General features: G+C 69.8%; 25 protein-coding genes. 11 read left to right on the top strand and 14 right to left on the bottom strand.

All coding sequences use genetic code 11. The annotated features are described in order from the left end of the window. Nucleotides 1–112: 112 nt before the first annotated feature. Both H0E82_RS10860 and H0E82_RS10855 read right to left on the bottom strand, forming a co-directional pair. A complete protein-coding gene (locus tag H0E82_RS10860) occupies nucleotides 113–1,402 on the bottom strand; it encodes an acyltransferase family protein (protein WP_180545466.1) in 1,290 nt (429 codons plus the stop codon). 838 nt (nucleotides 1,403–2,240) lie between these two features. Beyond that, nucleotides 2,241–2,705, bottom strand: coding sequence for an FKBP-type peptidyl-prolyl cis-trans isomerase (locus tag H0E82_RS10855; protein WP_180545465.1), 465 nt, complete (start codon nucleotides 2,703–2,705; stop codon nucleotides 2,241–2,243). A 195-nt stretch (nucleotides 2,706–2,900) separates the two neighbouring features. Between H0E82_RS10855 and H0E82_RS10850 the strand changes: the two genes are divergently transcribed. Further along, nucleotides 2,901–3,704: a plasmid replication/partition related protein gene (locus tag H0E82_RS10850; protein ID WP_180545464.1), complete on the top strand. Its 804-nt coding sequence runs from the start codon at nucleotides 2,901–2,903 to the stop codon at nucleotides 3,702–3,704. Nucleotides 3,705–3,733: 29 nt separating this feature from the next. Here H0E82_RS10850 and H0E82_RS10845 read toward each other — a convergent pair whose 3' ends face one another. Then, nucleotides 3,734–4,105, bottom strand: a complete 372-nt coding sequence (locus H0E82_RS10845; RefSeq protein ID WP_180545463.1) for a hypothetical protein — start codon at nucleotides 4,103–4,105, stop codon at nucleotides 3,734–3,736. A gap of 182 nt (nucleotides 4,106–4,287) precedes the next feature. Between H0E82_RS10845 and H0E82_RS10840 the strand changes: the two genes are divergently transcribed. Beyond that, a complete protein-coding gene (locus H0E82_RS10840) occupies nucleotides 4,288–5,010 on the top strand; it encodes an SDR family NAD(P)-dependent oxidoreductase (RefSeq protein WP_180545462.1) in 723 nt (240 codons plus the stop codon). A 63-nt stretch (nucleotides 5,011–5,073) separates the two neighbouring features. On the opposite strand, the gene H0E82_RS10835 is transcribed toward H0E82_RS10840, so the two are convergent. Then, nucleotides 5,074–5,865 (bottom strand): EAL domain-containing protein, encoded by a 792-nt coding sequence (locus H0E82_RS10835; protein ID WP_180545461.1) that lies wholly within the window; start codon nucleotides 5,863–5,865, stop codon nucleotides 5,074–5,076. 209 nt (nucleotides 5,866–6,074) lie between these two features. On the opposite strand from H0E82_RS10835, the gene H0E82_RS10830 reads away from it, so the two are divergent. The 3 genes from H0E82_RS10830 (at nucleotide 6,075) to H0E82_RS10820 (ending at nucleotide 7,680) form a co-directional block, all read left to right on the top strand. After that, nucleotides 6,075–6,557, top strand: a complete 483-nt coding sequence (locus H0E82_RS10830) for a pyridoxamine 5'-phosphate oxidase family protein (protein WP_180545460.1) — start codon at nucleotides 6,075–6,077, stop codon at nucleotides 6,555–6,557. 92 nt (nucleotides 6,558–6,649) lie between these two features. Further along, nucleotides 6,650–7,180 carry a lipocalin family protein gene (locus H0E82_RS10825; RefSeq protein ID WP_180545459.1) on the top strand — a complete coding sequence of 177 codons (531 nt, stop codon included), beginning with the start codon at nucleotides 6,650–6,652 and terminating at the stop codon, nucleotides 7,178–7,180. Nucleotides 7,181–7,185: 5 nt separating this feature from the next. Beyond that, nucleotides 7,186–7,680, top strand: a complete 495-nt coding sequence (locus H0E82_RS10820; RefSeq protein ID WP_180545458.1) for a DUF4126 family protein — start codon at nucleotides 7,186–7,188, stop codon at nucleotides 7,678–7,680. Nucleotides 7,681–8,254: 574 nt separating this feature from the next. Here the strand turns inward: H0E82_RS10820 and H0E82_RS10815 are convergent. Beyond that, nucleotides 8,255–8,881 carry a DUF1989 domain-containing protein gene (locus H0E82_RS10815; protein ID WP_180545457.1) on the bottom strand — a complete coding sequence of 209 codons (627 nt, stop codon included), beginning with the start codon at nucleotides 8,879–8,881 and terminating at the stop codon, nucleotides 8,255–8,257. Further along, the gene (gene gntA, locus H0E82_RS10810) at nucleotides 8,878–9,612 is read right to left on the bottom strand and encodes a guanitoxin biosynthesis heme-dependent pre-guanitoxin N-hydroxylase GntA (RefSeq protein ID WP_180545456.1); all 735 of its coding nucleotides are present in this window, start codon (nucleotides 9,610–9,612) and stop codon (nucleotides 8,878–8,880) included. The genes H0E82_RS10815 and gntA overlap by 4 nt, the downstream gene beginning before the upstream one ends. A gap of 508 nt (nucleotides 9,613–10,120) precedes the next feature. Between gntA and H0E82_RS10805 the strand changes: the two genes are divergently transcribed. Then, nucleotides 10,121–10,846, top strand: a complete 726-nt coding sequence (locus H0E82_RS10805; RefSeq protein ID WP_180545455.1) for an rRNA pseudouridine synthase — start codon at nucleotides 10,121–10,123, stop codon at nucleotides 10,844–10,846. A 635-nt stretch (nucleotides 10,847–11,481) separates the two neighbouring features. Here the strand turns inward: H0E82_RS10805 and H0E82_RS10800 are convergent. Then, a complete protein-coding gene (locus H0E82_RS10800; protein ID WP_180545454.1) occupies nucleotides 11,482–11,769 on the bottom strand; it encodes a DUF3247 family protein in 288 nt (95 codons plus the stop codon). 861 nt (nucleotides 11,770–12,630) lie between these two features. Here H0E82_RS10800 and H0E82_RS10795 point away from each other — a divergent pair. Next, a complete protein-coding gene (locus H0E82_RS10795; RefSeq protein WP_180545453.1) occupies nucleotides 12,631–13,416 on the top strand; it encodes a DNA-formamidopyrimidine glycosylase family protein in 786 nt (261 codons plus the stop codon). Between the two features lie 90 nt (nucleotides 13,417–13,506). On the opposite strand, the gene H0E82_RS10790 is transcribed toward H0E82_RS10795, so the two are convergent. The 3 genes from H0E82_RS10790 to H0E82_RS10780 form a co-directional block, all read right to left on the bottom strand. Then, nucleotides 13,507–15,327: a putative bifunctional diguanylate cyclase/phosphodiesterase gene (locus H0E82_RS10790; protein WP_219338504.1), complete on the bottom strand. Its 1,821-nt coding sequence runs from the start codon at nucleotides 15,325–15,327 to the stop codon at nucleotides 13,507–13,509. A gap of 293 nt (nucleotides 15,328–15,620) precedes the next feature. Further along, complete coding sequence (locus H0E82_RS10785; protein WP_180545451.1) at nucleotides 15,621–15,836, bottom strand: DUF4287 domain-containing protein; 216 nt, start codon at nucleotides 15,834–15,836, stop codon at nucleotides 15,621–15,623. Beyond that, a complete protein-coding gene (locus H0E82_RS10780; RefSeq protein ID WP_180545450.1) occupies nucleotides 15,833–16,471 on the bottom strand; it encodes a glutathione S-transferase family protein in 639 nt (212 codons plus the stop codon). Before H0E82_RS10780 ends, H0E82_RS10785 begins: the two co-directional genes overlap by 4 nt. A gap of 160 nt (nucleotides 16,472–16,631) precedes the next feature. On the opposite strand from H0E82_RS10780, the gene H0E82_RS10775 reads away from it, so the two are divergent. Further along, nucleotides 16,632–17,486, top strand: a complete 855-nt coding sequence (locus H0E82_RS10775) for a PA4780 family RIO1-like protein kinase (RefSeq protein WP_180545449.1) — start codon at nucleotides 16,632–16,634, stop codon at nucleotides 17,484–17,486. Nucleotides 17,487–17,523: 37 nt separating this feature from the next. Next, the gene (gene rlmF, locus H0E82_RS10770; protein ID WP_180545448.1) at nucleotides 17,524–18,519 is read left to right on the top strand and encodes a 23S rRNA (adenine(1618)-N(6))-methyltransferase RlmF; all 996 of its coding nucleotides are present in this window, start codon (nucleotides 17,524–17,526) and stop codon (nucleotides 18,517–18,519) included. 428 nt (nucleotides 18,520–18,947) lie between these two features. Here rlmF and H0E82_RS10765 read toward each other — a convergent pair whose 3' ends face one another. The 3 genes from H0E82_RS10765 to H0E82_RS10755 form a co-directional block, all read right to left on the bottom strand. Further along, a complete protein-coding gene (locus H0E82_RS10765; protein ID WP_180545447.1) occupies nucleotides 18,948–19,418 on the bottom strand; it encodes a YehS family protein in 471 nt (156 codons plus the stop codon). Between the two features lie 698 nt (nucleotides 19,419–20,116). Then, entirely contained in the window at nucleotides 20,117–21,901 is a 1,785-nt protein-coding gene (locus tag H0E82_RS10760; RefSeq protein WP_219338503.1) for a YbhB/YbcL family Raf kinase inhibitor-like protein, read from the bottom strand. A 215-nt stretch (nucleotides 21,902–22,116) separates the two neighbouring features. Further along, nucleotides 22,117–22,572 (bottom strand): lipocalin-like domain-containing protein, encoded by a 456-nt coding sequence (locus H0E82_RS10755; protein WP_180545445.1) that lies wholly within the window; start codon nucleotides 22,570–22,572, stop codon nucleotides 22,117–22,119. A 142-nt stretch (nucleotides 22,573–22,714) separates the two neighbouring features. On the opposite strand from H0E82_RS10755, the gene trmY reads away from it, so the two are divergent. Further along, nucleotides 22,715–23,425, top strand: coding sequence for a tRNA (pseudouridine(54)-N(1))-methyltransferase TrmY (gene trmY / locus H0E82_RS10750; RefSeq protein ID WP_235974271.1), 711 nt, complete (start codon nucleotides 22,715–22,717; stop codon nucleotides 23,423–23,425). Nucleotides 23,426–23,489: 64 nt separating this feature from the next. Here the strand turns inward: trmY and H0E82_RS10745 are convergent, their stop codons facing one another. Next, nucleotides 23,490–24,278: a DUF1206 domain-containing protein gene (locus H0E82_RS10745; protein ID WP_180545444.1), complete on the bottom strand. Its 789-nt coding sequence runs from the start codon at nucleotides 24,276–24,278 to the stop codon at nucleotides 23,490–23,492. A 225-nt stretch (nucleotides 24,279–24,503) separates the two neighbouring features. Here H0E82_RS10745 and H0E82_RS10740 point away from each other — a divergent pair, with 225 nt between their 5' ends. After that, entirely contained in the window at nucleotides 24,504–25,394 is an 891-nt protein-coding gene (locus tag H0E82_RS10740) for a CHAD domain-containing protein (RefSeq protein WP_180545443.1), read from the top strand. Nucleotides 25,395–25,582 lie beyond the last annotated feature (188 nt).

Below are 25,582 nucleotides of genomic sequence, written 5' to 3'. Positions count from 1 at the left end.
TTCCAACCCGGTCCGCGGCGCCGGTCGCCGCGGCTTGCGTGCCGCGTATCGCGGCACGCGCGCTTTCCATGCTCGCAGCATCCTGCCTGTCGCAGAGGTCGTGCAGACGGGCCTAGCCGGACGCGCCGGTGTTTCCGGCGCGCAGGCTCCACGAGGCCAGTCCGACCGCAAGGAGCCCGATCGCTGCGCCAGGCCACGCGCCCAGCGCCAGCGTGGCGCCCAGGCCCGTATACAGGGCCACGCCGCCCAGCACGATGCGAGCGGTCCCGTGCGCAGCCGGCACGTCCCGCGTGCGCCGCAGTTCGAAGCGGACGACGGCGAGGATCACGGGCGCGACCATCGCCAGGCACAGCGCGATCCAGCAGCCACGACCGAGCCAGAACCCGGGCTCGCCCGGCATTCCTGCATCGATCGGAAGCCCGAGCCGCAGCCCGACCCAGGCGGCCGGCAGCTCCGCGAGCTTGTGCCACAGATACAGCGGCATGCCGAGCGCCCCGAGCACGGCGATCGTCCGCGCAGGTGTGTGCCCTGCCAGCCACCGCCGCGCCGGGCGTTCGAGCAGCAGCACCGCGCCCACCTGAAGCCACATCACCCCGACCAGCGCGATCGTGGGCGGCAGCATGTTGTTGCCTGCCAGCGCCACGCCCACCATCGCGGTCGGGTAGCCGCTGGCCAAGGCGAGGATCAGCCAGACGGCGCCCAGCACCACCAGACCCAGGCCGGCCGCGACGCCGCGGAACCGCCCGCGGCGCCACGCGATTCCGAGCTGTTGCGGTATCAACCAGACCACCAGCATGTTGATCCAGCCGACGCCGGCGGGCCGTGCGGTGACCCGTGCCCCGAGGTCGCGCAGCTCGACGGGCGCGGTCACGCCGCCGCGGATGAGATCCAGCACCGCCGCCAGCGCCACCAGTGCGACGACCGCCCGCAAGCCGTGCCGCGCGTCGAGGCGCAGACACCAGGGGAGCAGCGCCTGCACCGTGAGCAGCATCAGCAGGAACCACAGATGGACGGTCAGCGACGTGTTGAACACCCGCAGCAGGCCGCCATGTCCCACGACGGCGGCGAGCGCGAGGCCGACCAGCACGACGAGATAGGTGACCGTCGGGCGCGCGAGCCCGAGCGCCCGGCCGGCCCACCAGTGGGCCTGGCGCCCGTCCTTGAGGCGTCTTTCGACGCCGTCCGCGCTCACGACTGCCGAAACGAACACGAACAAGGGCACCACCTGGACCAGCCAGGTCAGCAGCCCCGCGGGGTTCCACACTGCGAGCAGATGGTCGGTGCCCACCAGCGCATCGGCGGATACCCGGGGCAGCGTGGCGATCCAGTGCCCCAACACCACCACCAGCAGCGCAAGGGCGCGTAACGCGTCCGGATACGGATCTCTCGTGCTTCGCGTCATCGAGGGCAGGCAGGGCGGCGATCGTGGCCCCCAGCCTAACGGCCGGCGCGCAGTCCCCGCGTGCCCGGCGCACTGGACGATGGGCATGCGGTGCGGCACGTCGCCCCCGCCTCCGGTCGGGCGGGCAATCGCTGACCTCGACCCGGTGCGGCTGATGCCGCCAGCGGCCTGACGCGCGCCCTTGCGTCCGGCACGCATGCTCGTCGGAAACCGATCGGCACGGGTCTGCTCGCGCCAGCGCCCGGCATCGTGCCGCAGATCGACTGTGTCATCCGGTGCATCGGCGCGGGCCGCGCACCGTCCGTCGCCGCAGGGGCGTGTCGATGCGCATCCGGCGAGTCCGCCATGCATGGCAAAGGCGGCGCCCCGGTCCGCGCACGTCCATGGGCATTCCCCGCATTGAAGCCGCGTCGATGCGTTTCCGGCGAGCGTGCCGGGCACCGAGACCCGGCTCGCCGGGTCTCGGGCGGCTGCATGGGCGTTCCCGGCGCCGCGGTAGGCGCGCGCCCGCGGATCGCCTTGTGTGAATTCCCTCACCACGGCGGCACGCGCCCGACATGGGCGCCATCCAGGAGCGCTACCCGCTCGGCCCACCGGATACGTGCCGATCGCCCCGGACAGGACTTCGCGCGCCGAAGCGCGCCGCTGCTCGAAGGACGTGCAGCGTGACCGGGCGGCGCTGCAGTCCCGCGCTGCCGTTCCAGACCGCGAAGCACGGCTCGGCTGCGGCGGCCATGAGCGCGTCAGCGACATCCGGGCGTCCGGGTGCCCCGCCCGCACTGCGCTGTCGCCCGGCGGCGGTCGCCGAGGCCGACCCGTCCCGCGCCGCGTCAGGCGATTACCCGTCCACGCTTCCACTGGCCTGCTCTGCAGGCGTTGCGTCACGCACCGCGGCGATCTCCACCGCGAAATGCAGGGTCCGGCCGGCGAGCGGATGGTTGCCGTCGATGCGCACCTCGGCCTCGTCCGCGCTGACCACGGTGACCATCATCGCGCCGCCCGGGCCCTCGGCGGTGAACTGCATACCGGGCTCGATGGTATCGATGCCCTGGAACGCCTCGCGCGGAACCGACTGGACCATCGACTCGTTGCGCAGGCCGTAGGCCTCTTCCGGACGCACGGTGACGTCGAGCGTATCGCCCGCCTTGCGCCCGGCCAGTGCGTTCTCGAGCCCGGGTACGATGTTGCCGGCGCCGTGCAGGTACTGCAGCGGCTGCGCGTCCGGCGACCTGTCGAGCACGGCGCCGGTATCGTCGGTGAGGGTGTAATGGAAGCTGGCGACACGCGCGGCAGCGATCTCCATGGAGCGTCTCCTTGGACTCGGATCAGGAAAGGATCGCAGCGGGATGCACCGGTCGAACCACGGCGCTCGCATCCACTGCAAGGCCACCTTAGCGGCCGGCCGGGGCTGGCGCAAACCTCGCGACGCCGCAGTTCAGGCGCACGCCATGCGACCGGACCGCTCTACAATGCGCCCCCTTTTCGACCCCGGTAGCGCATGGACATCGTCGTACTCGAAGCGCTGAAGGCCTACATCGATCCGCTGACCGAGGACGAGTACGAGGCGCTGGAACGCAGTCTGCTCAGCGAGGGCTGCCGCGATGCGCTGGTGCTGTGGGGTGATGTGCTCGTCGACGGGCACAACCGCTACGGCATCTGCAGGCAATACGGGCTGCCGTTCGAGACGGTGCAGAACGCCCGGTTCCAGACCATGGACGACGTGCATCTGTGGATGATCGAGCAGCACCTGGGACGGCGCAGCGTGTCGGACTACCAGCGCGGCGTACTCGCGCTTCGCAAGCGCAGCATTCTCGCCGCGCGCAAGCAGGCGCGGCAGTCCGCGGCCGAGCCTGCGGATGCCGCAGTGCCCGCGTCGGGAGACGCGGCCCCGCCCTGGGACGATGCACCGGTGCCGGCCAGCCGGGCCGATCTCGCCCGGGAGGCCCGCCTCAGCAGCAACCAGGTCACGCTGATCGAGCGTATCCATGCCCAGGCGACGCCGGAACTCGTCGATGCCCTGAAGGCCGGGGCGATCTCGATCAGTGGCGCCGCCGCCGTCGCCAGCCTGCCGGAGGACGAGCAACGCAGCGCGGCGCAGGCAGGCAAGGCGGAACTCAGGCTCGCGGCGCGGCGCGCGCGCGAGGCGAAGAAACGGATCCAGGCGCCGGCCGGGGACGCGGGCAGCGAACCGCCCGACCCGAAGGCCCTGCAGCGCCGGATCGATACTCTCGAGCGCGAAAACGCCGAGCTTCGCGGCCAGGTCGAGACCCTGCAGGCCCAGCTGCTGCGTTTGCGCGGCTGATCCGGTTCAGCTGTCGCCGGGGCGCGCGGTCACCGGTCCAGCGGGCGCAGCCGATGCGTGGCGTCGTCGCAGACCACCACCGCGCCGGCATGACCGACCCGGCCCACCACCTCCACCTGCTGGCCGGGTGCCAGCGCCGCGACATCCACCGGCGGTGCGGCGCAGAGGTTCCAGCGTGCAGGCAACTCCACCGGCACTTCGCGTCCGGTGTCGGTGGCGATGCGGATCACCGCGCTGCCGTCGTACATCCACGGATCGGTGTCGATCGAGACGATGCGGCCCTGCAGCGTGCCCGGCTCGCCCTCCGCACCCGGACTGCCGCTTCCGCTGGCGCAGCCGGCGGATGCCAGCGTCAGAAGTCCGGCGGTCACGAAGGCGGATAGCGTCGCAAGGTTCGGCATGGGAGCTCGGTGTGGTGGCTGGACGGGCACTCTGGCATCCGTTGCAGACGACGTCCATGGCGCGCGGTCTGGACGCGGGTCCGGATCAGGTGGCCGATGCATCGCAGACGCCCGCAGGGATCCGCACGCCCGATCGACGCGTACAGCACCCGACCGCCCCGTCATGACGCCTCGCCTGCCCCATGCCCGAAGACGCGACCATCCCTCGAACAACGCCAGCCGGCGGCGTCGCCCTGGTGGTCGGCGCCGGTGGCGGTATCGGCCACGCGCTGGAGCATGCGCTGCGCACGCGCGGCGACTTCCACCAGGTGATCGGGACGCGACGCGATGGTGAGCTGCCGCTCGACCTGACCGATGAAGCCAGCATCGCGCAGGCGGTGGCCGTTGCGACCACGCACGGCGAACTGCGTCTGGTCATCGACGCGACCGGCTTCCTGCATGGCGCCGGCTTCCGTCCGGAAAAGAGCCTGCGCGAACTGGACGCCGTCCACATGGCCCATGCCTTCGCGGTCAACGCCATCGGGCCTGCGCTGCTGATGAAACATGTCCTGCCCCGCTTGCCGCGCACCGGCAGGGCCGTGTTCGTCACGTTGTCGGCGCGGGTCGGTTCGATCGGCGACAACCGGTTGGGCGGATGGCATGCCTACCGCGCCTCGAAGGCCGCCCTCAACCAGCTCGTACGCACCGCCGCGGTGGAACTCGCACGCCGCGCGCCTTCGGCGGTCTGCGTCGCCCTCCACCCGGGCACCGTCGACACGGGGCTGTCGGCGCCCTTCTCACGATCCGGACTGGTCGTGCACACGCCCGAGGCCGCCGCGGTCCACCTGCTGCGGGTGATCGACTGCCTGCAGCCCGCGGATTCGGGCGGATTCTTCGACTGGCGCGGTGAGCCCGTCCCGTGGTGAAGGCACCGGTCGCCCATCCGCTCGAGGTCGACCGCCTGTCCGGCCGCGCGACCCTGTGAACCGTCAGCCTTCGGCGGCCGCCCAGATGGCGTCATCGACCGGAGGCAGCTGTTCCAGCGCGGGTCTCCCGAACAGGTAGCCTTGGAACAGCGCGATACCGAGCGCGCGCAGCGCCCGGTATTCCCCGGGTGTTTCCACGCCTTCGGCGAGTACGGTGCAGCCGACACGCGCCGCGATCCCGACCACGCCTTCGACGATGGCGCGACGCACCGGATCACCGTCGATGCCGCGCACGAGCTTCATGTCGAGCTTGAGCAGATCCGGCTGGAACTCGACCAGGCTGGAGAGGCCGGCGTAGCCGGCGCCGAAATCGTCGATCGCGGTCTGGAAGCCGCGCCCGCGGTAATCCCGGAAGATGCGCGAGACGTGGGCCTGATCGCGGACCTCTTCCGATTCCGCCGCCTCGAACACCAGCCGCTCGGTCGGAAACCCGGCGATCTGCGCCGCGCGCAGCGTCAGCCGGATGCAGGTCTCGGGTTGATAGACCGCGTTGGGGAAGAAATTGATGAACAGCCGCTCGCGCAGGCCGAGCTCTGCCGCGGTCGCGATCGCCCGCACCCGGCACGTCTGGTCGAACCGGTAGAGCTGCTCGGGGCGGACCCGGGCGATGACGTCGCCCGCACCCGCACCGTCTTCACCGCGCACCAGCGCCTCGTAGCCGTAGATCGAACGGTCGCGCGCATCGACGATCGGCTGGAAGGCCATACGCACGATGAAGTCGAGCCGCTGATCGCCCTGGCAGTCCTTGCAGGGCCGAGGCTCGGACACGTCGCCGAAAAACTGGTGCAGGTACATGCTGGCTTCCTCAGGCAACGGCCCGTCTCCCGGGCCGCATGATACGGACGCGGCGTGAGGCCGCCGTCGGCTGATGCAAGAACCCTGCCGGTCGCGTCAACGCGACTTCTGCCCCGCCTCGCGCTCGGGCGATGCGACACCGTCGCCCTTGGCGAGGCTGTCACGGCGATCCCGGTACACCTGCCGACCTCCCATACGAGGCCACCGCCATGACCGACCCCAAGGAACTCGAATCGAAACTCTGGAAAGCGCTCGACAAGGACCGCACGGTCATGCTCGGCGCATCGGGCGTGGAGCCCCGGCCGATGACCGCACTGGCAGAGAACGACCGCGTGCCGCTCTGGTTCTTCACATCGAGCGATACCGAACTGGCCGAATCGCTGGCCGGGAGCGGTGGCCATGCCGCCACCGCCACCTTCGCCAGCAAGGACCATGACCTCTTCGCGACGATGACCGGACACGTGGTCATCGACAACGATCGCGCCGTGATCGACCGGCTGTGGAACCCGCATATCGCGGCGTGGTTCGAGGGTGGCAAGGATGATCCGAAGCTCCGGCTGTTGCGCATGGACACGGCCGACGCCCAGGTCTGGCTCAACGAGAGCAGCCTGCTCGCAGGGGTGAAGGTCCTGCTCGGCATCGACCCGAAGAAGGATCACGAGGACAAGGTGGCGCGCGTGGATCTGCGCTGAGACGTCGCCCCCCCGATCGGGAGCGTGTGCCGCCGATGCGGTGCACGCCCCGACCCTGCCCCGTCCCGCCTGCCTGCCGCCCCGGAATCCCGATGACTCACCACGAACCACCGCCCACCGTCCCCGCCGTCGACCTGCAGCGGTACCTCGGCACCTGGTACGAGCTCGCGCGCCTGCCCATGCGGCACGAGCCTGAGGACTACCGCGACATCACCGCGAGCTACTCGCTCAACGACGACGGCACCGTGCGCGTCGCCAACCGCGCCATCGACGGACGGGGAGAGCCGCAGGAGGCCATCGGCGAGGCAACGCCGGTTGAAGGCAGCCACAACAGCAAGCTCGAGGTGAGCTTTCTGCCTGAAGGCCTGCGCTGGATCCCGTTCACGAAGGGCGACTACTGGATCCTGCGCCTCGATGCGGACTACCGGATCGCACTGGTGGGCAGTCCGGACCGCAAGTATCTCTGGTTGATGGCCCGCGAACCGCATCTGCCCGTGGCCCTCCGCGACGACTACCTCGCCACCGCGCGCGCGCTCGGATACGACCTCGCCGATCTGATCCACACCCCGCAGCCGGGCTTGACCACCGGTTCCGCCTCCGACACTCCCCCACTCCGCAGGTAACCTCCATGGCCCTGATCCATTCCGTTCTCATGGGCGCCGTCGCCGGCATGCGTGCGATGACGCCCTTCGCCGCCGTCGCCAACGCGGCCCGTACCCGCAGTCTCCCCAGGGGAAACGGCGCACCGCCGCTTCTGGGCAGCCGCATCGTCGCGTCGCTGGCCGGCACCCTCGCGGCCGGTGAGCTCGCCGGCGACAAGATGAAGACCGCGCCCGATCGCATCGTTCCTGCCGGCATGCTCGCCCGCATCGCCACCGGGGCGCTTGCCGGCGCCGCGCTCGCGCCTGCACGGCAACGGCCCGTCGCCGCCCTGCTCGGGGCCGGCGCCGCGGTGGGGATGGCCTATCTGACCTTCCGCCTGCGCGTCCGGGCGATGGCACGGTACGGACAGACCACGACCGGCGTGGTCGAGGATGCCATCGCAGTCACGAGTGCCGCGCTGATCGCGCATAGCGCCGCGCAGACGACGCCTGCGCGTCGGAGCACGCGACGCCGACGCTGAGTGGCATGCAGGAGATCCGCGGATCGCGCACGCCGTTGCCCGCGGTCAACGGCGGGCATCTGCCTGGAACGCCCCGCAGGCGCATACTGAGCGCGTCGACTGCGCCGCAGTCCCGTGACGATCGCGAGGGGAGCCGAACATGAGCAAGGGTCTGGACAAGAAAAAGGAATCGAAGAAGAAGCCTGCCAAGACGATGAAGGAAAAAAAGCTGGAGAAGCGCGACAAGAAGAGCACCAAGGCGTTCGCACCGGTCTGAGTCGGGCGCCTCCGCGCGACTCCTCGAAAGCCCGGACGCATCCGGGCTTTTTTTGCGGTCGTCACACGGGGGACTGTTCCACAAAACGGGCGGATGGCCGCATGTCCCGAGGCGCGTCGAGATCATGCGGGCGGCTGATGGAAACGATGCTTCAGGTCGACCCATCCTGGCCGCCCATCTGGCGCGCGGCAGACGGACGGCCAATATGCTCGGGCGCCAGCGTTCGACGCGCTGCCGCCGCACCAAGCGATCGCGTCGCGCCGGAGGCTCGGTACGCACCGCGCAGGCAACAGCGTTTTTCGTGATTCGCGCAAGGTCTCAGGCCTCGCGCTGCATCCGTCGCTCGACCCGGTAATCGATCGGCTTGTAGCTGAAGTTGTTGGACTGGCCTGCCGAGCAGGCCGTCATCGCCACCACGAGCGGCATCTCGGCCCGCAACCGGATGTGGTCGCCGGCGCGGCTGAGCGGCGGCAACACAGCCACTGCACCCGTTTCGGCGTCGAACGTCACGTTCATGAAGATGTTGAAGGCCACCGGAATCCGGTCCGCCGTGATCCCGTAAGGCGCCAATGCAGACGCGAGGTTGCCCTCGCAGCCCGGGCGCCCCTCCTGCTCGCCGTACAGAAGCTCGAACATGCGCTTGGAGCACGGCGTCAGGGTGAAGTCGTGCCGACCGCAGGTGTCTTCGAGGATCGTGAACATCACTCGGCTGCGGTTCGAATAGAGCACATCGCCGGTGCTGAGCCAGAGTTTGGCGGCGTAATCGATCGAGCGTCCGGAGGAGAGGTACTCGGCCATGTCGTCCCGGGCGAAGGCCGTCAGGTCACTGACCTGCTGGCCCATCGGGTCGATCACCACGAGTTCGTCACCTGCCTCGAGTTCCACCGCACGGCCCGAGCATGGGGGAATGCGTGTGTCGACGGATTCGGCCACTACTACACTCATGCACTGCTCCGGACGCGAAAGGGACATGTCCATTCCGGCTCGGCCGCGCGACCACTGTACTGCCGTGTTTCGGCCGCTGCGCCGAAATCGGCCAGGTTGGGATTGATCGAACCCTGAAGCGCGATGTCGCGCTCGCGGGTCGCAGCCTGCATCTTCTGGTAGCGGCCGTCGGCACGCAGGCGTTCGAACTGCCGGTGGGAATTGAACACCAGCGCCGGCGCCTCGAAACGGCGCGCGAGCCGGGATGCCCCCGGATGCAGGCCGATCACGAAGAACGGGTGGCCGGCCAGGCTGAGGCTGAAGCGGGGATCGTCCGGGTCCCGACTGACGTCCCTGGCCCAGCGCGTGCCACGCCGCGCATCCAGATCGTGCAGACGCTGCAGCTGTGACCACAGCAGGGCTTCGAAGCGCTGCTCACCGGTATCGAGTGGGCCCTGAAACAGCGCGACGAACGAGTGCACGGTGCGGTCGTCGGGATCGGTCGCGTCGACCTGCCGCGCGAAACCGGTCAGTGCATCGAGCAGGTGCGCATCGTTGTCGCGATCGCCGAGGCGTCCGAATGCATGGGGCTGGATCGCACCGCGCGCCAGCGCCGCTTTCGAGCCGACGCAGGGAAACTCAGGCGCGTCGACAAAGGCGAGGAACCGGGCGGCGAGTGCATCGCCTCCGGACGCGTCCGCCACGTCGGGTGAAAGCGGTTCGGGGGCCTGGCGATGGGGACATGCGGTCATGTGTGGTCCGACGGGCGTGGGCCCGGTGAGGAGATGCAGCGCACGCTAGCCAAGCGGCCGGCACGGGACCGTGTATGCGCGACATCGCGCCTGTCGCGGATGCCTTGGGTTCAGTGACGTCGCGCCGCCGTCTTCCGGAATCCGTAGTGTCTGCAGTTTCTGCACGAGCGCTCTACGGGCCGGCCCGGATGACACGTGGCGCGGCTCCCCACGCGCCACGGTGTGCGTCGTTCGGGCTTCCGCCTTGTCGGGCAGCGAGATGTCGGCCTTATCGATCAGCAGCCGGCGCTCGCACCTCGACTGACTGCATGCCCGCGAGCGTCCCGATATCCCACGCCCTGTCGCCTGCGACTCCACCAGAAACGCGCATGCGGCCCCGCCTTCGTCACTTCTGTGCAGCACGACTGCATGCCTACGCTGGCAATGCGCATCGCCATGCGCCTCGCAGGGCCAGTGGCCATGCGGTCGCGCCCGCTACACTGCCCGGCTCTCCGCGCTGAAGTGGTCCATGAACGTATCCGTCCGATTGGCCAAGCGTGTCGCCGAACTCGTCCGCTGCTCGCGCAGCGAGGCCGAGCGCTACATCGAGGGCGGCTGGGTGACGGTGGACGGGCGCGTGGTGGACGCTCCGCAGCACCCGGTGGCACCCGGGGCGCACGTGGCCGTGGATCCGGACGCCCGGTTGGAGGCGGCGGAACCGGCGACGATCCTGCTGCACAAGCCGGTCGGTTTCGACACCATCAGCGGCTCGCGCCCGGCAGCGCCGCTGGTCCGTCCCGAAACGCGCTGGGCCGACGATGCATCGGGCGTGCGCCTGCTGCCGCGCCATTTCCAGCGCCTGACGCCGCTGGTGCCGCTGGACGCGGAAGCCAGCGGCCTGATGGTGCTGAGCCAGGATGGACGTGTGTGGCGTCGTCTGACCGAAGACCGCGACGAGATCGAGCAGGAATTCGTGGTCGAGGTCAGCGGCGAAATTGCGCCCTACGGACTGCGCAGGCTCAATCACGGCCTGCAGTACGGCGGCCGCGAACTTCCGCCGTGCAAGGTGAGCTGGCAGAACGAAGTGCGACTCCGGTTCGCCATCAAGGGCGTGCAGGGCGGCCAGTTGCAGGCGATGTGCGAGCAGGTCGGTCTGGGCGTCGTCGCCATCCGACGCATCCGCATCGGCAAGGTGCCGCTGGCCAGAATGCCGGTGGGGACCTGGCGTTATCTGCCCGCGCGCGAGCGGTTCTGAGCTGAGGCGCCGTGCGCGCGCCGCGGATCGTCGTCCGCCCCACCGTCGGCAGAGCGCGCTTTGCATCGACCGTGATGGGCTGACACGCCGGGCGATGGGTCTTGCGGGGCTGGAACGGCTGGGCACACCGTTCGGCTCGGCGTTCTTGCGCGGTGCCGACCCTGGTCTCGCCGATGACGGGCAACCGCGCCCGGCAAAAACTCGACGCGAGCACGCTGGTCGTCTCCTGATGCGGTCTCGGCCTTGCGCAGGATCCTGCTCGCGGCCAGTGCCACGTGTTTTCAGGGGCGTCGTCCGTGGCAGCGCTGATCGGCCTGCAACGCGGTGCCTTGGCTGGCAAGCGGTCCGCACCGCTCGCGCAGGACGATCGGCGTGCCGGTGATTGCCGCTCTGCGCCGGACGCCTCCGACATTCTCGCCCACGGCTGGCACGCGGGCGAGTCGGTCCGTTCGACGGTGCACGCGGTCGCGCCGGGGACCGACAGCCCTGCGCCGCCGCCCGCAAACCCCGACATGCCCTATGGAATCGCTCCGCGATGTGCATCGAGCGGAAAAAGAAGATGCCCGGGCGGTAGACGCCGGCGTGCCGTGGCGCTCATCGGGCGCGCGCATGCGCTGGTCGCCGGAAGCGCGCGGCTAGCGCGAATCGATCCGCCGCACGCCGGTGACATCCCCGAGCCAGAACAGGCGCACGGCGATGTCCTCCTGGCCGTGATCGAGACGGAACACGCCATTGGTGCCCTCGCGACCGTCGGGATCGAAGAACGTCTGCAGCGTGGGGCGCTCGGGAATGGTGCCGCTGACCACGCGCCCATCGTGGAAAGTCACCTCGACCACGGACTCACCGTCGAGCGCCAGCTGCAGCCGTTTGAGACGCTCGATATCGGCGGAATCGGTGTAAACCTGCGGTGCGGTTTCGCTCATCGTGAAGTCCTGTCCGAAAAACACGCACGACCATAGCCACCTGCGAGTGAGTCTCCGGTCATCGACCACGCCCGCGCCCGGCGCGCTTCGGGTGAAGTCCGCGCGGGCGATGGCGTGCACCCTGCACGGGTGGCCGCGCGCCGACCGGCACGACATGGACCACCATCACGCAGGTCGACCTGGGCAGACGGAATCCAGCCATCCCACCACGACCAGCGCCACGGCCTGTCTCCATTGCGAGGGCAGCGCCCCGACGCCGCGAACGGCCAGGCCGTTACCTGTCCCGATAGCGCAACACACGCGGTCCATCACGCGCCGGCCGATTGCCCGGCCGGCCGCCAGGGCGATACGCTCACGGTGCAGTTCAGCGCATGCGGCATCGTCTGCCTGGGCCTCGACACGGGCCGCAGTTCCCGCAGAGCGGAGCATTCCCGGTCCAGATCGCCACAGCCGAGAACCGAGAACGCTCCACCTGTGGGGACGCGACGGTCGGCAACGGCGGCCGGGGGAGCGCATGCGACAGGTGCAAGGATCGCTGGGCGTGTTCTGGCAGATCACGCCGCGCGCTTCTGACCGACGCCATCAGTGATCCGGACCGGCCACCGCACAGCGGGCGTTCCTCGCCATCGTAGACATGCGCCGGCGCGAGATCCCTGCCATCGAAGCGACGCGACGCGGCCGGTAGCCAGGCCGCGCGACACCCTCGGTGAGTCGCGACACGGCGATCGCGGTCCACGGCATGCGTGCGCCCCTCAGGCAGATGCGCACACCGGTCCAAGCGCGCCAGACCTGCCCGCCGCGAAGGCCGGGCCGACGCGGCCTTGACGCGGCACGCATGCACGCGCCCGCCATAGTCCGCCCATGCCCGAAGGCCCGTCGATCGTCATTCTGCGCGAGGCTGCCGGGCATCTCGCCGGCCGCAAGGTGCTGGACGTCACCGGCAACAGCACCCAGGACATCCAACGCCTGCGCAACCGCACGCTGCGCGGGGTGCACAGCTGGGGCAAGCATTTTCTGCTCGCGTTCGACGGATTCAGTGTGCGCATCCATTTCCTGCTGTTCGGCAGCTGGCGCATCAACGAGGCCAAGGACCGCCCCGAACGCCTGGGGCTGCACTTCAGCGGCGGCGAGGTGCTCAACGTCTACGCCTGCTCCGTACGCTTCATCAAGGGCGCCCTGGACGACGCCTACGACTGGAGCGCCGACGTGATGGGCACGGCCTGGAATCCCGCCACGGCGCGGCGGCGTCTGCGCGCCCGCCCGGATGCACTGGTCGCCGATGCCCTGCTCGACCAGGACGTCTTCGCCGGCGTCGGCAACATCATCAAGAACGAAGTGCTGCACCGGATCCGCGTCCATCCCGAGAGCCGCATCGGCGCTTTGCCCGCACGCAAGCTGTCGCAGCTCGTGGACGAGGCGCGCACCTACAGCTTCGATTTCTACGAGTGGAAGCAGGCGTATGTGCTCAAGAAGCACTACCAGGTGCACACCAAGCGCGTCTGTCCGCGGGACGGCACGCCGCTGAGCTACCGCAAACAACTCGGCCTGGCGCAGCGGCGTGCTTTCTGGTGCGAGACCTGCCAGCGACGCTATGGCGCGGACACGAGCGCGGTCGCAGAACCGGCGCGGGCACCCCGCCGCCCCTGAGCCGCGGCATGGGCCATGCGGCGGGCGCCATGCCGCGGTTGAGAGGGCGTTGCTTCGATCGCCGGGTTCCGCGACGCGGGCACGCCGGACTCAATGGTCGTCGTCGAGCTGGCACACCAGCGCGTCGGCGCTCATGGGCCGCCCGGTCAGATAGCCCTGCACCTCGTCGCAGTGCCAGGCGCGCAGCACGTCGAGGGTCGCCTGCGTCTCGACGCCCTCGGCGACGACGCGCAACCCCAGGTCGTGGGCGATGCCGATCATCGCGCGGGCGAGTGCGCGAGCCTCGATGTCGGGGCCCAGGTCGCCGACGAAACTCCGGTCCAGTTTCACCGCGCGGGCCGGCAGCTTGCGTAGATATTCGAAGTTGCTGTAACCGGTGCCGAAATCGTCGATCGCGATGGTCACGCCCATGGCGCGCAGGCCCTCGAGCTGGGCCAGGACATGCTCGGCATTGCGGATCAGCGCGGTCTCGGTGAGTTCCAGCTCCAGCCCGTCCGCAGGCAGGCCGCGTCGCGCGAGGTGGTCCGCCAGGCGCGGCATGAAGTCCGCCTCTTCCAGGTTGCGCGCCGACACGTTCACCGAAACCGGGATGATCGCCCCGTGCGCTCGCCACGCTGCCTGCTGGTCGAGTGCCGCGCCGATGACCCATTCGGTCATCGGGCGGGCAAAGGCGGTCTGCTCGACGAGCGGCACGAACTCGGCCGGCGAAATGTCGCCGAGCACCGGATGCCGCCAGCGCAGCAGCGCCTCGGCGCCGGCGCAGCGCCCACTGTGCAGATCGATGCGTGGCTGGTACACCAGCGACAGCGCGTCCCCGCCCGCCAGCGCGGTCGAGAAGTCGGTGAGCAGGGTCAGGCGCCGGCGGTTGGCGGCGTCGCTGGCCGGGCTGTAGACCGCGCAACCAAGGTCGGCTGCACGTGCATCGCTGGCTGCGCTGATCGCCGTGCGCAGCGCGTCATCCGCGCTCGCACCGCCCACCAGCAGCGGCGAGACGCCGAAGACGGGCGCCATCTGCACCGGGATTCCGTTGCTGACGACGGGCGCGGAGAGGGCGGCCGACAGCGCGTCCATCACCGACGTCCACGTGCCGGCCTGGGCCTCGTCCAGCAGCACGGCATAAGACACGACGTCGACGTGATAGGCCGTGCACCCCTGCCCTGAGCGGTCCTTGACGATGCGGCTGCTGGCCTGCACGAGGCTGTCGATGCAGCCCGTGCCCATGACACCGATGAGCTCCTGCAGGCGTGCGGGATCCAGCAGGCTTACCAGAAGCAGGACGCGCTGGGCCCCCGCATGCGCGCGTGCGAGATCGGCGAGGTCGTCGGCGAACTGGTGACGGTTGGGCAGGCCGCTGAGCGGATCGCGGCGGCCGTAGTCGTGTTCGAGCTCGATCTGCGCCATCACCATCGCGGCCAGATCGCGCAGGGACGCCAGCTCGTCCTCGCTCGCCTCGCGCGGGTGCTGGTCGAGCACGCACATGGCGCCGAGCGTGTGGCCATCCCGGGTGACCAGGGGTGCGCCGGCGTAGAAACGAATGCCCGACCGTGCGAGTACGCTGTCGCGGAACCGCGGATCCTGCTGCAGGTCCGACACCATCAGCACGTCGCCGCGTGCGGTCACTTCGGCGCATGGCGCCAGTTCGCGCGGTATCTCGCGGCCGGCCGTGCCGACATGGGATTTGAACCATTGCCGGTGCGCATCGGTCAACGAAACCGCGGCGATCGGCGCGGCGAACAGGCGGCCGGCCATCCGGGTGATGCGATCGAAGCTCTCGCTCTCCGGAGTATCGAGCAGTGCCAGATCACGCAGGGCTGCGAGCCTGCCGGCTTCCGCGGCGTCCGCGTCGACAGGGGTATCGCAATGCGGAAGCCCGGCGGCCGGTAAGGGATCGGCGACGAAGGTCTGGGACACGGGGAACATCCATGAACGGCGCGGCGTCGCCCCTGGGGCGGATCGCGCACGGGGGCGGTGGTCATCCTATCGGCCGCCCGGCTGGGGTCTTGAGGACAGCGCGCGCGATCGTGCGCGCATTCCCGCCGGTCCGCGATGGTGCAGCGGACGGACGACGCGCACCTCACCACGGGACCGAATTGCATCCGGGGTGCGTTCGTGCGCTCGTGGCGCAAGCCCGCGCGGCGTGCGTCCCCCGCGGGCGAGGCGCGCCATCTCGACCGCGGCAAAGCCGTCGAGCGCCCATGGACGCATCATCCTCCGCCCCGCTGCGAGCGCCGGTAGGCCACGAGCGCATTCGCGTGACCATGTCCCAGTCCGTGTTCGCGTTTCAGGACCGCCACCTGCGCCATGTGCGGCAGGTCCTGCATGCCGGAGAGCAGGTCCAGCCAGTGCGATACCGGCAGGCCGTACGTGGCCTCGATCGACGGGAAGTAGGCGGCTGGTCCGGATACGCGCGGCCCGGTCATCGGCCCGGGCCCGCGGTGATCGCCGCCACGGCTTCGGCGATGGTCGGCGGCGCCGTGGGCCGCGCGTACATGCCGTCCAGATACGCCCGGAGACGGGGCGTCTGCCCGAGCAGGCCGGTCTCCTCGGCCCAGTCGAGAGTGTATGCGGCATTGAAATCCGCCACGCTCAGCCGGTCGCCGGCGATGACTTCGCGGCCCGCGAGATGACGCTCCAGGACATCGAGCATCTCCAGGCACTCCTCCCGTGCGAGCGCGATGTCCGCAGGCAGTCGTCGCTCCGGTGGATAGAGTTCGCCATGGCGGACGATCCGCCACAGGGGCTGCTCGATCTCGGTCGCGAGGAAGAACAGCCAGCGGTACATCTGGGCGCGATCGGCCAGCGACGCCGGGATCAGACCGGCTTCGGGGTGCTTCTCCGCCAGATAGAGCGGAATCGCCGAGGACTCGGTGAGCACCACGTCGCCGTCCACCAGCACCGGCACGCGTGCAGCCGGGTTGAGGTCGATGAACGGTGCACGCCGCGCCTCGCCCTGCATCAGGTCGACACTCCGGCATTCATAGGCGAGCCCGAGCTCGTTGAGGAGCCAGATGACCCGCACGGCGCGGGTGGGTGGTGTTCCGTAGAGGATGATCATGCGGACTCCAGCGGGGGGATGTGTGGAGACGACGAGCGACAGGGCCAGGATTCGACATCGACCGTGCGCAGTCGCGGAAACCGCGCGCGCAGCACGCGGACGCGCTTTCCGCCACACTGCACGCCCGCCGCGCGAGCACGCGCGCCATGTTCCCGAGCCTGTGAAGACACCTGCGAGCCTCCTGACGCTGATCGACGAGGGCGTCATCGACGAAGTGATGCGCCCTCTCAAGAGTGGCAAGGAAGCGGCCGTCTACGTCGTGCGCGCGGGCGACGACGTGCGCTGCGCCAAGGTCTACAAGGACATGGCGCAGCGCAGCTTCCAGAAGCGGGTGCAATACCAGGAAGGCCGTAAATCCCGGGGCAGCCGTGAGGCCCGCGCGGTCGCCACCGGCAGCCGTTACGGCCGCCGGCAGCAGGAAGCGGAATGGAAGAACGCCGAGGTGGAGGCGCTCTACCAGTTGCGCGAAGCCGGCGTCCGCGTGCCGGAACCCTACGGCTTCTTCCACGGGGTGCTGGTGATGGAACTGGTCACCGACGCCGACGGGTTCTCCGCGCCGCGCCTGGGCGAAGTGGAGCTGGAGCCGGCGCGCGCGCGTCGGTTCCACCAGGCGCTGGTGCGCGACGTGGTGCGGATGCTGTGCTGCGGCCTGATCCACGGCGATCTGTCCGCCTACAACGTGCTCGTGGATCCGGAGGGTCCGGTGCTGATCGATTTTCCCCAGGTGGTGAGCGCCACCGGCAACAACGCCGCGCGCACCATGCTGCTGCGCGACGTGAACAACCTCACCGCCACCCTGGGCCGCTGGGCGCCGGACCTGCTCGACACCTGGTACGGCGAGGAGATGTGGGCACTGTTCGAGGCCGGCCAGCTCGCGCCCGACACCCCGTTGACCGGCCACTTCACGCCCGACGAGCACGCGGTCGACCTCGACGGCGTGCGCGATGCCATCAACGATGCACGCGAGCTCGCGCTGATCCGCCAGCAGGGCCGCGAGGCGGCCGACGAGGACTGAGCTCGCGTCCGATGCCCGCGTTTCTCCCACGAGCCCGATGACGACACCACCGCCCCGCCCGCTCCGATCACCCGGCCCCGCCGCCCGGCCCGCGCTGCACCCGCGCAACCGGCACCAGGGGCATTACGACTTCGCACGGCTGGTCCAGGCCTGGCCGACGCTGTCCACGCACCTGGTGACCACGCCCCGCGGCGACACCAGCATCGACTTCGGCGACCCGATGGCGGTGCGCGCCCTGAACCGCGCCATCCTGCGCTGCGACTACCGCATCCAGCATTGGGATCTGCCCGACGGCGCGCTGTGTCCGCCCATCCCCGGGCGCGCGGACTACCTGCATGGCGTGGCCGACCTGCTCGCCGGCTCCGCAGGGGACGCGATCCCGCGCGGGGCGGCAGTGCGGGTGCTCGACGTCGGCGTCGGCGCCAGCTGCATCTATCCCCTGCTCGGCCATGCCGAATACGGCTGGCATTTCGTCGGCAGCGATATCCAGCCCACCTCGCTGCAGGTGGCGGCCGCCATCGTGACCGCCAATGGCCTCGACCGTGCGATCACCCTGCGTCGGCAGCCACACCGCAGCGACATCTTCCGCGGCGTGCTCCTTCCCGATGAGCGTTTCGACGCCACCGTCTGCAACCCGCCGTTCCATGCATCCGCCGACGAGGCGCGGGGCGTGCACCAGCGCAAGCGCCGCCAGCTGGCCGGGCGAAGGCCGGCGCAGGCCGGCCCCGTGGTCGCCGCATCCGCGACGAACTTCGGCGGACATGCGCACGAACTGTGGTGCGCCGGCGGCGAGGCGGAGTTTCTCCGGCGCATGGTGCGCGACAGTGTCGAAGTGCAGGCCCAGGTGCTCTGGTTCACCAGCCTCGTGGCGCGCGCTGAGCACCTCTCCGGCCTGCGTCGGCAGCTGCGCCTGGCAGGCGCCGTCGACGTGCGCGAGGTGGCCATGGCCCAGGGCAGCAAGCAGAGCCGGTTCGTGGCCTGGACGTTTCTGGACGCCGATCGACGCGCGGCGTGGCGGTCGGGTGCACGCTAGCGGCATCGGCACATCCGAGGCCGATGCCGGCAGTGAAGCGAGGGCACGCAGCGCGGCGCGGGCGTCGGCGCTTCATCCAGCTCCCCCCGGGGATAGTCCAAGGGTTCGACACCGGCGATCGATGGGCCGACGCAACGTGACGCGCGGGCTTGCGGGCCACGCGTCCACGTGCCCGGCGGCCGACGTCGATGCACGGGTGGATCGGCCGAACGCCGCCACCGGCACGTCGCAGCAGACGGGCCTCGCCGCACTGCCGCGGGCGTCTCGATGCATCGCAGGCGCATCGGCTACATGTTCCGAGGCCGCGTCGACGATTCCAGCGTCCGGGTCACTGACGCCGAATCGGCGGCCGCCGTGTGCGATGCGCGGGCCGGATCGATGCCGCGGTCCGGTCCGGCGGCGTGGCGCGCGGCGCGTTGGACGATGGCTCAGGCAGGACGCACGCGGAGCGTCAGCCCCTTGAGGAAGTTGCGCAGCACCTGGTCGCCGCAGGGGCGGTAGTTGCGGTGGCCGGCCTGCCGGAACAGGGCGGACAGCTCGGGCTTGGCGATTGGAAAGCCCGCCGCGGCGAACACCGACTGCATGTCGACATCGGTGAGCTCGAACGCGACCCGCAACTTCTTCAACACCGCGTTGTTGGTGATGCGCGGCTCCACCGGTCGCACCGGCCGGTCGCCGTCGCGTCCGCGCCGGTGCACGATCAGCCCGTCGAGCACGTGCGCGAGCATGGCATCGCTGCACGGCAGATACTCCGGATCGTCGTCCTTGAGCAGCATGGCGCGCACGTCGGCCCTGTCCACGATGAAGGCCGGATCGGCCAGGGCCGCAATGTCGGCCAGCTTCTGGTCGCTGAGGTCGAGCATGTAGCGGATGCTGCGCAGAACATCGTTGTTGATCATCGATCCGGGATGCGTACGGGAAGGCGGCAGTCTACCGGGGCGGCTGCGGGACCGGGACCCGTGGACCCCGCGCGCGGACCTGCTTGGCCCGACTGCACGTCGGACCACGCGCCACGCCGCGTCCGCCGATCGCACTGCCCGGAACCGACCGACGCGGGCGGGCACAGGCCCGGCGGATGCACGTTCCTGCCGCCTCTGCGCGACGTCGTCCACCGCGTGGCAGACCGGCCGGCCTGCCGATGGTGGGGTGGCTCGCCGCATGGCCTGGCACGACCGGATGTCGCGAAATGGCAGGCGCTCCCACGTGGTGATCCTGCCTCGCCCGCCCGCTCCGCTGTCGGGCTGTTTCGAGCTTTGATCGGGCGGGCTGCCCCGCGCCGCAGCTTGCTACGTTGCCTTCGAGGCTCTAGCGGCTGTTGCAGATCGCGCGGCACGCGATGGCTTGCATCCAACGCGCGGTCGCACTGTCGCAGCGGGTTCAGCCGACTTTGCAAACGGATGAGGCGACCACGACCCACCGACGATCCTCACGGACGTCGACGTGCACTGTCCGCCCGGAAGTTCTCGCCGAACGGCTTGCGCAGGCGACCCGGCGCTAGGATGCGGCCTGCCGTTCGCCACCCGCAGCGACAACGCAAACTGATCCCGGACATGCGACTGCGGGCACACCCTGGAGGCGTGCCCGCATCGGCCCGGCATCAGTCCTCGCCGGGCGCCGCGAACGTGCCGACCACACGTGCACGGCCGATGACGTGCCCCTGCATCGCCTTGAGCACGCTGTCGCGATCGGCCCCGGGCAGCACGTCGAGCGTGGTGTCCAGCGCGAACAACTGGAAATGGTAATGGTGCACGCCCGTGCCCGGCGGCGGCTTGGGGCCGAAGTATCCGGTGGAGCCGCGACTGTTGCGGCCCTGGCGCAGGCCGTCGGGTTCGGTCAGGCGTGGATGCGTATGCATGGCTTCGGGCAACGAGGTGATCGTGCCGGGAATATTCCAGGCCACCCAGTGCACGAACGGCTTGGGCTGGTCGGCATCGGGATCCTCCATGATCAGCGCGTACGAGCGCGCGCCTTCGACGGCCTGCCAGCTCAGCGGCGGCGAAACCCCCTCGCCGTAATCACTGTAGCGCTCGGGAATCGGCTGTCCATCGGCGAAGGCTGCGGATTGCAGCGACCCCGGTGTACTCGAGCGTGCCCGCGTCTCACGTCGATCCAGGGCCAGCGGCACCCCGTGCCCCTTCAACGCTTGCTGCTCCATCGGGCCGGCCGGAACGGCCGGAGTCCGCGACGCGGCGCGCGGTGACCGCGAGCCGCCGCTGTAGGCGATGCGGTAGATCACGCCGTTGCCGTCGTCGCTGAGCAGCAGCGCGCCGTCGGGCAACACTGCGAGCCCGACCGGACGGGCGAGATGCGCGGTCCCGTCATCGACTAGAAACCCGCTGACGAAGGGCTCGATGCCGGTGGGGCGGCCGCGGTCGAACCGCACGCGCACGATTTCGTAGCCCACGGCCGGCTTCGCGTTCCACGAGCCCCGCATCGCCACGAAGGCATCTCCGCGGTATTCGGCCGGGAAGGAGGCGCCCTGGTAGAACGCCATCTGCATCGGCGCTGCATGGGCGGTGTAGCCCATGACCATCGGCTCGCTCATTTCCCGCCACTGCGCCTTGCTGATGCCGCCGGGCGGCGTGGTCTGCGGATGCAGGCCGCCGTCTGCGAATACGTGCGGCCAACCGTATTGCTTGCCCAGCTCGATCCGGTTGAGTTCTTCCGGGTGCTGGTCGTCACCGAGACTGTCGATGTTGTGGTCCATCCCCCACAGCTCGCCGGTGGTCGGCTGCCAGCCGAAGCCGACGGTATTGCGCAGCCCGCTGGCGAAGATGGTGCGCGAGCTGCCGTCGGGCTCCATGCGCAGCAGGGTCGCGTGTTCCGGATTGGTCTCGTTGCAGGCGTTGCAGGTCGACCCGATGCTCAGATAGAGCTTGCCGTCCGGGCCGAAGGCCATGGTGCGGTTGGGGTGCTGGCCACCGTCGGGCAAGTCGTCGACGAGCAGTTCGGGTTCGCCGAGGCGGCCATCGGCCTGGATCGGCGCGCGCAGCAGTTCCTTCACGGTGACGACATAGAGATGGTCGCCGTGGACGGCGAGTCCGTGCGCCGCAGGCCGATGCAGCACGGGGACCGGCGCACCGTCCGCACGTCCATCGCCATCGGTGTCGTGCAGCAGCAGGACATCGCCCTGCTCGCGCCGCGAGACGTAGACGTGGCCATCGGGATGCATGGCGAGGATCCGCGGGTTCTGCAACCCGGAAGCGAACACCCCGATTTCGAAGCCGTCGGGCATGGTGAGCTCTGCGAGGCGCTCGGGCGTCGGCTCCGCGGGCGCCGGCTTGAACACGGTATTGCGGCTGGCGGTGTCGGTGCCGTCGCCCTGCTGGGCAAGCACGGGACCCGCGGCGACGAGCAGCGCCGAGACTGCGAGGGAGAGCAAGCGGGGTGCGGGTCTGGCAGTCATGGCGTCTGTCCGTGGCTTCGGGCGAAGCCTCGGACGCTAGGTGTCAAGGTGTCGTGCCAACGAGAATCCGCGCCCCACCAGGGCGTTACCCGCGACGTTTTTTCACCGCCGCGCAACGAATGCTCACCCGGCCGCCACGGACTGCGTCGCACAGGCGTCAACGCCTGCGGCGTGCCCGGGCATGATCCCGGCTATTCGCGGACGAAGGTGATGATGCTCCGCGTGTCACCCTTTTCCGCCCAGTTCGGCATCACCCGCCAGGGCGTCAGCACCTCGAGCCGGTCGTCGGCGAGCCTGAACTGCCGGCGCTGTTCGGTACCCACCCAGGCAGGGTTCCAGGCCACGTCCACCGCGGTGATCCAGTCATCCCCTTCGATGCGATACCGGCCGGTGTAGGCGATGAGGGTCTCGAGCAGTCGCGCGAGTTCGCGATCGGTGTCGCCCGGCTCGCGGCCCTCGGCCGTGAGCATGAACCACACGCGCCCCTGCGCGCTGAAGATCACGTAGCCTGACGGACGCTCGCCCATCGGGGGAAAGCGCTCACCCGAGCCCGCTATCTCCACGTCGTAGGCGACCAGTCGCCACGTGCCCACCACCTCGTCGCAGGTCGCGCCCGCGGGTCGGTGCGAATCATCCGGAATGTGCATAGGCGACGCGGTCCCCTCTCGAACGTGACGTGCCACAGCCGCGTCATCCGCGCGATGAGCAGGCCGGCACGTCCATCCTCCGTGCATCGCGGTGAATCCACCGTCGTGCACGGCCACCCTCACGCCGGGACGCGCGGCGCGCATGCACGTCCGGCTCGCGCTCGCCTGCGATCCACGCGGATCCGCTGTCGACCTCCACACGGCTTCCCGGGACAATAGCCGCCCGGCCAAGAGGGCAGCACCGACGGTGAATCACATGCGCACGTTCGTACTGAGGGCACGGGCCGCTCCGACCGACAGCCGGGCGCTGCTGGCTTCGGTGGGCCGGGACGCGCACACGGAGATTCTGGCGCACACGCTGATGAACGCGATCTTCGTCGCGCAATCGCACCGCGACGACGTAGTGGTCTACCTGGTGCTCGAGAGCACGCGTGACTTCTCGCGGACCATCCGGTTCGAGGCGGCCGCGATGCAGGATATCGGCGGATTCGACGAACGCACGTTGCTGGCCGGAATCGCCCGGGCGCTCGACGTCTCCGTCGGCATGGGCAAGGACGAAATCCGGCCTGTAGCTGCGGGTGTCACGGTGCAGACCTCGAGCTTCGAGCGGGTGGTGCAGCACCTCGCCTCGGATCACCAGCTGTTCGTCATGGACCGCAAGGGCGCGCCGATCGGCGAACAGTCCTTCGCGGACGCGCCCTGCTTTCTCCTGACCGACCACATCCCGATGCCGAAGAAAAGCCTGCAAGGACTGGAGCGCCTGGGCGCGCGCAAACTCGCGCTCGGTCCGCGGATGCTGTTCGCATCGCAGTGCGTGGTATTGATCCACCACGCGCTCGACACCGCGGGCTGAGACGTCGAGCGCACACTTGTGCGTTCGATCGGGGGCGCTTCGACGCCGCGCCTAACCACCCCGCTCAGGCGGGCGCGTCGATCCGGCGATACACCGCTTTCGCCAGCTGGTAGATGCCGTAGGCCACGAGTCCCGCGGCGACGGCCATCAGCAGCCAGCCGTGCCCGAGCATCCGCAAGACCTCGGCGGTGTCGGCCGCGTTCTCGGCACGGTATTCGCGTCCGGCGCCGAAGACGAACCAGCCGATGGGAAGAAACACGATGCCGCGTGCCGCCGTGCCGATGCGCCCGACCAGGCGCACCCCCCGCGAGACGTGGGCATGCGCGCTGCCGGTCATGCGCTTGTCGAGGTTCCCGGTCCAGGCGGCATGGATCTGCTGCAGACCATAGAGCATCACACCGATGCCGACCGCCATCACCAGCCAGGTCCCGAATGGCTGTTCCAGCAGCCTGCGGACCCACAGGGTCTGGCCCTCGCCGGAGCCGTCCGGCCGGCCCTGACTGAGGCGCCATGCGGTCAAGGCCAGCGATGTGTAGATCACGCCGCTGAGTGCGTAGAACGCCCGCATGGCCACACGGCGCGCATCGATGCCACCCGGATGTTCGGGATCGATCAGCGCCTGCACCGCGCGCCAGGCGACGTGGCACAGCAGCCCTGCTGCGATCATCAACAACGCGACCCGTCCACCACGCTCGTCGGTCAGGGAGGCGAGCGCGCCCGCCGATCCCTGGGGACTGCCGGCATCCATCGCGGCCTGCAGTGCGATCCAGCCGACGAGCATGAACACGATGCCCTTGGCCGCGTACCCGAGCCTCGCCAGGGGCGGCACCCAGCCGCCAGCCCTGCGCACCATGTGCCCACCTGCATCCGCTCGCTGCATCGCCGCCCCCTGCCTGGTCGGGCGAGTCTCGACACGCGCATGTTGCGCCGGCGTGAACCGGGGGAAAGCCTCCACGGCACCGGAATCTCCGCGGGAACCGCCGTACCTCCACGGTCCGACCCGCACGCGTCCGGGGACGCTGCCTGTTCGATCACGCCCGTCCTGCTAGACCGGTGTCCCACCCGATGGAGTATCTGCATGGCGTATCACCTTCTGCGCGAGGACCCCGACATGCAGGCGGCGGTACGCCGGATCGCATGCGAGCAGGTACGCAAGGCGGTCGACCGGATCGACAGCCGGGACGCGCCGGATACGGTGATCCACGATGTGCGCAAGCGCTGCAAGAAGGTACGTGGACTGCTGCGTCTCGTGCGGCCATCGTTCTCCGGCTACAAGGACGAGAACGCCAGGTTCCGCGACATCGCGGGTCCGCTCGGGCCGCTGCGCGATGCCACGGTCCAGCTCGACACCTTCGAGCAGCTGATCCGGTCCGACGCTCCTGCCGCCATGACGGCGGTGCGCGATGCGCTGCGCATGCGCCGCGACGCCACCGCGCGGCTGGAGGCGCCCGATGCGTTGCTCGCTGCTGCTCGCAGCGCACTGCAGGACGCCCTGCTCCGCATCGACACATGGCGGATCGACGCCCGGGGCTTCGATGCGGTCGCCGACGGCCTGGAAGACAGTTATCGCCGCGGCCGCAAGGCGATGCGCACCGCCGACGAGCAGGGTGATGACGATGCCTTCCACACCTGGCGCAAGCGCGCCAAGGATCACGCCATGCACCTGCGCATCCTGCAGCCGATCTGGCCAGGCCCCATGCGGGCCCAGCGCAACTGCGCGGATGCCCTCGGCGCATTGCTGGGCGACCACCACGATCTCGCCGTCCTCGCCGAGCGAGTGCCGACGCGACCCGACATCGGCCCGGAAGCGGTCGCAGCGCTGGACACCCGCATCCGCGCGCGTCAGCACGCACTCGCCCGGCAGGCGGGCGCGCTCGGCGCCCGCCTCTACGCCGAGCCACCGACCGGGCTGGTCAAGGCCTGGCGCCGTCGCTTCAAGGCCTGGCGACGGGAGTGCGCAACAGACTGAAAGCTCTCGCGAGCGGCGCAGCGAACGCTCGATTCGAGTCTTGCTCCATGGCGTGACGACACGGCTCGAAGCAGGTGATCACAAACGAACGCGCGTTCGATCGACCGCTCCGCGTCCGGTGCACATTGTCCGGCGCACTCGCCCCACCCCCCAGCACCCGCGCACGTCACCTCGAGACGCGACGGATA

It is taken from the genome of Luteimonas deserti, assembly GCF_013425765.1.
Lineage (GTDB): Bacteria > Pseudomonadota > Gammaproteobacteria > Xanthomonadales > Xanthomonadaceae > Luteimonas > Luteimonas deserti.
The sequence above is the reverse complement of the archived record's forward strand: the minus strand, read 5'-3'. Positions and strand labels throughout refer to the sequence as shown.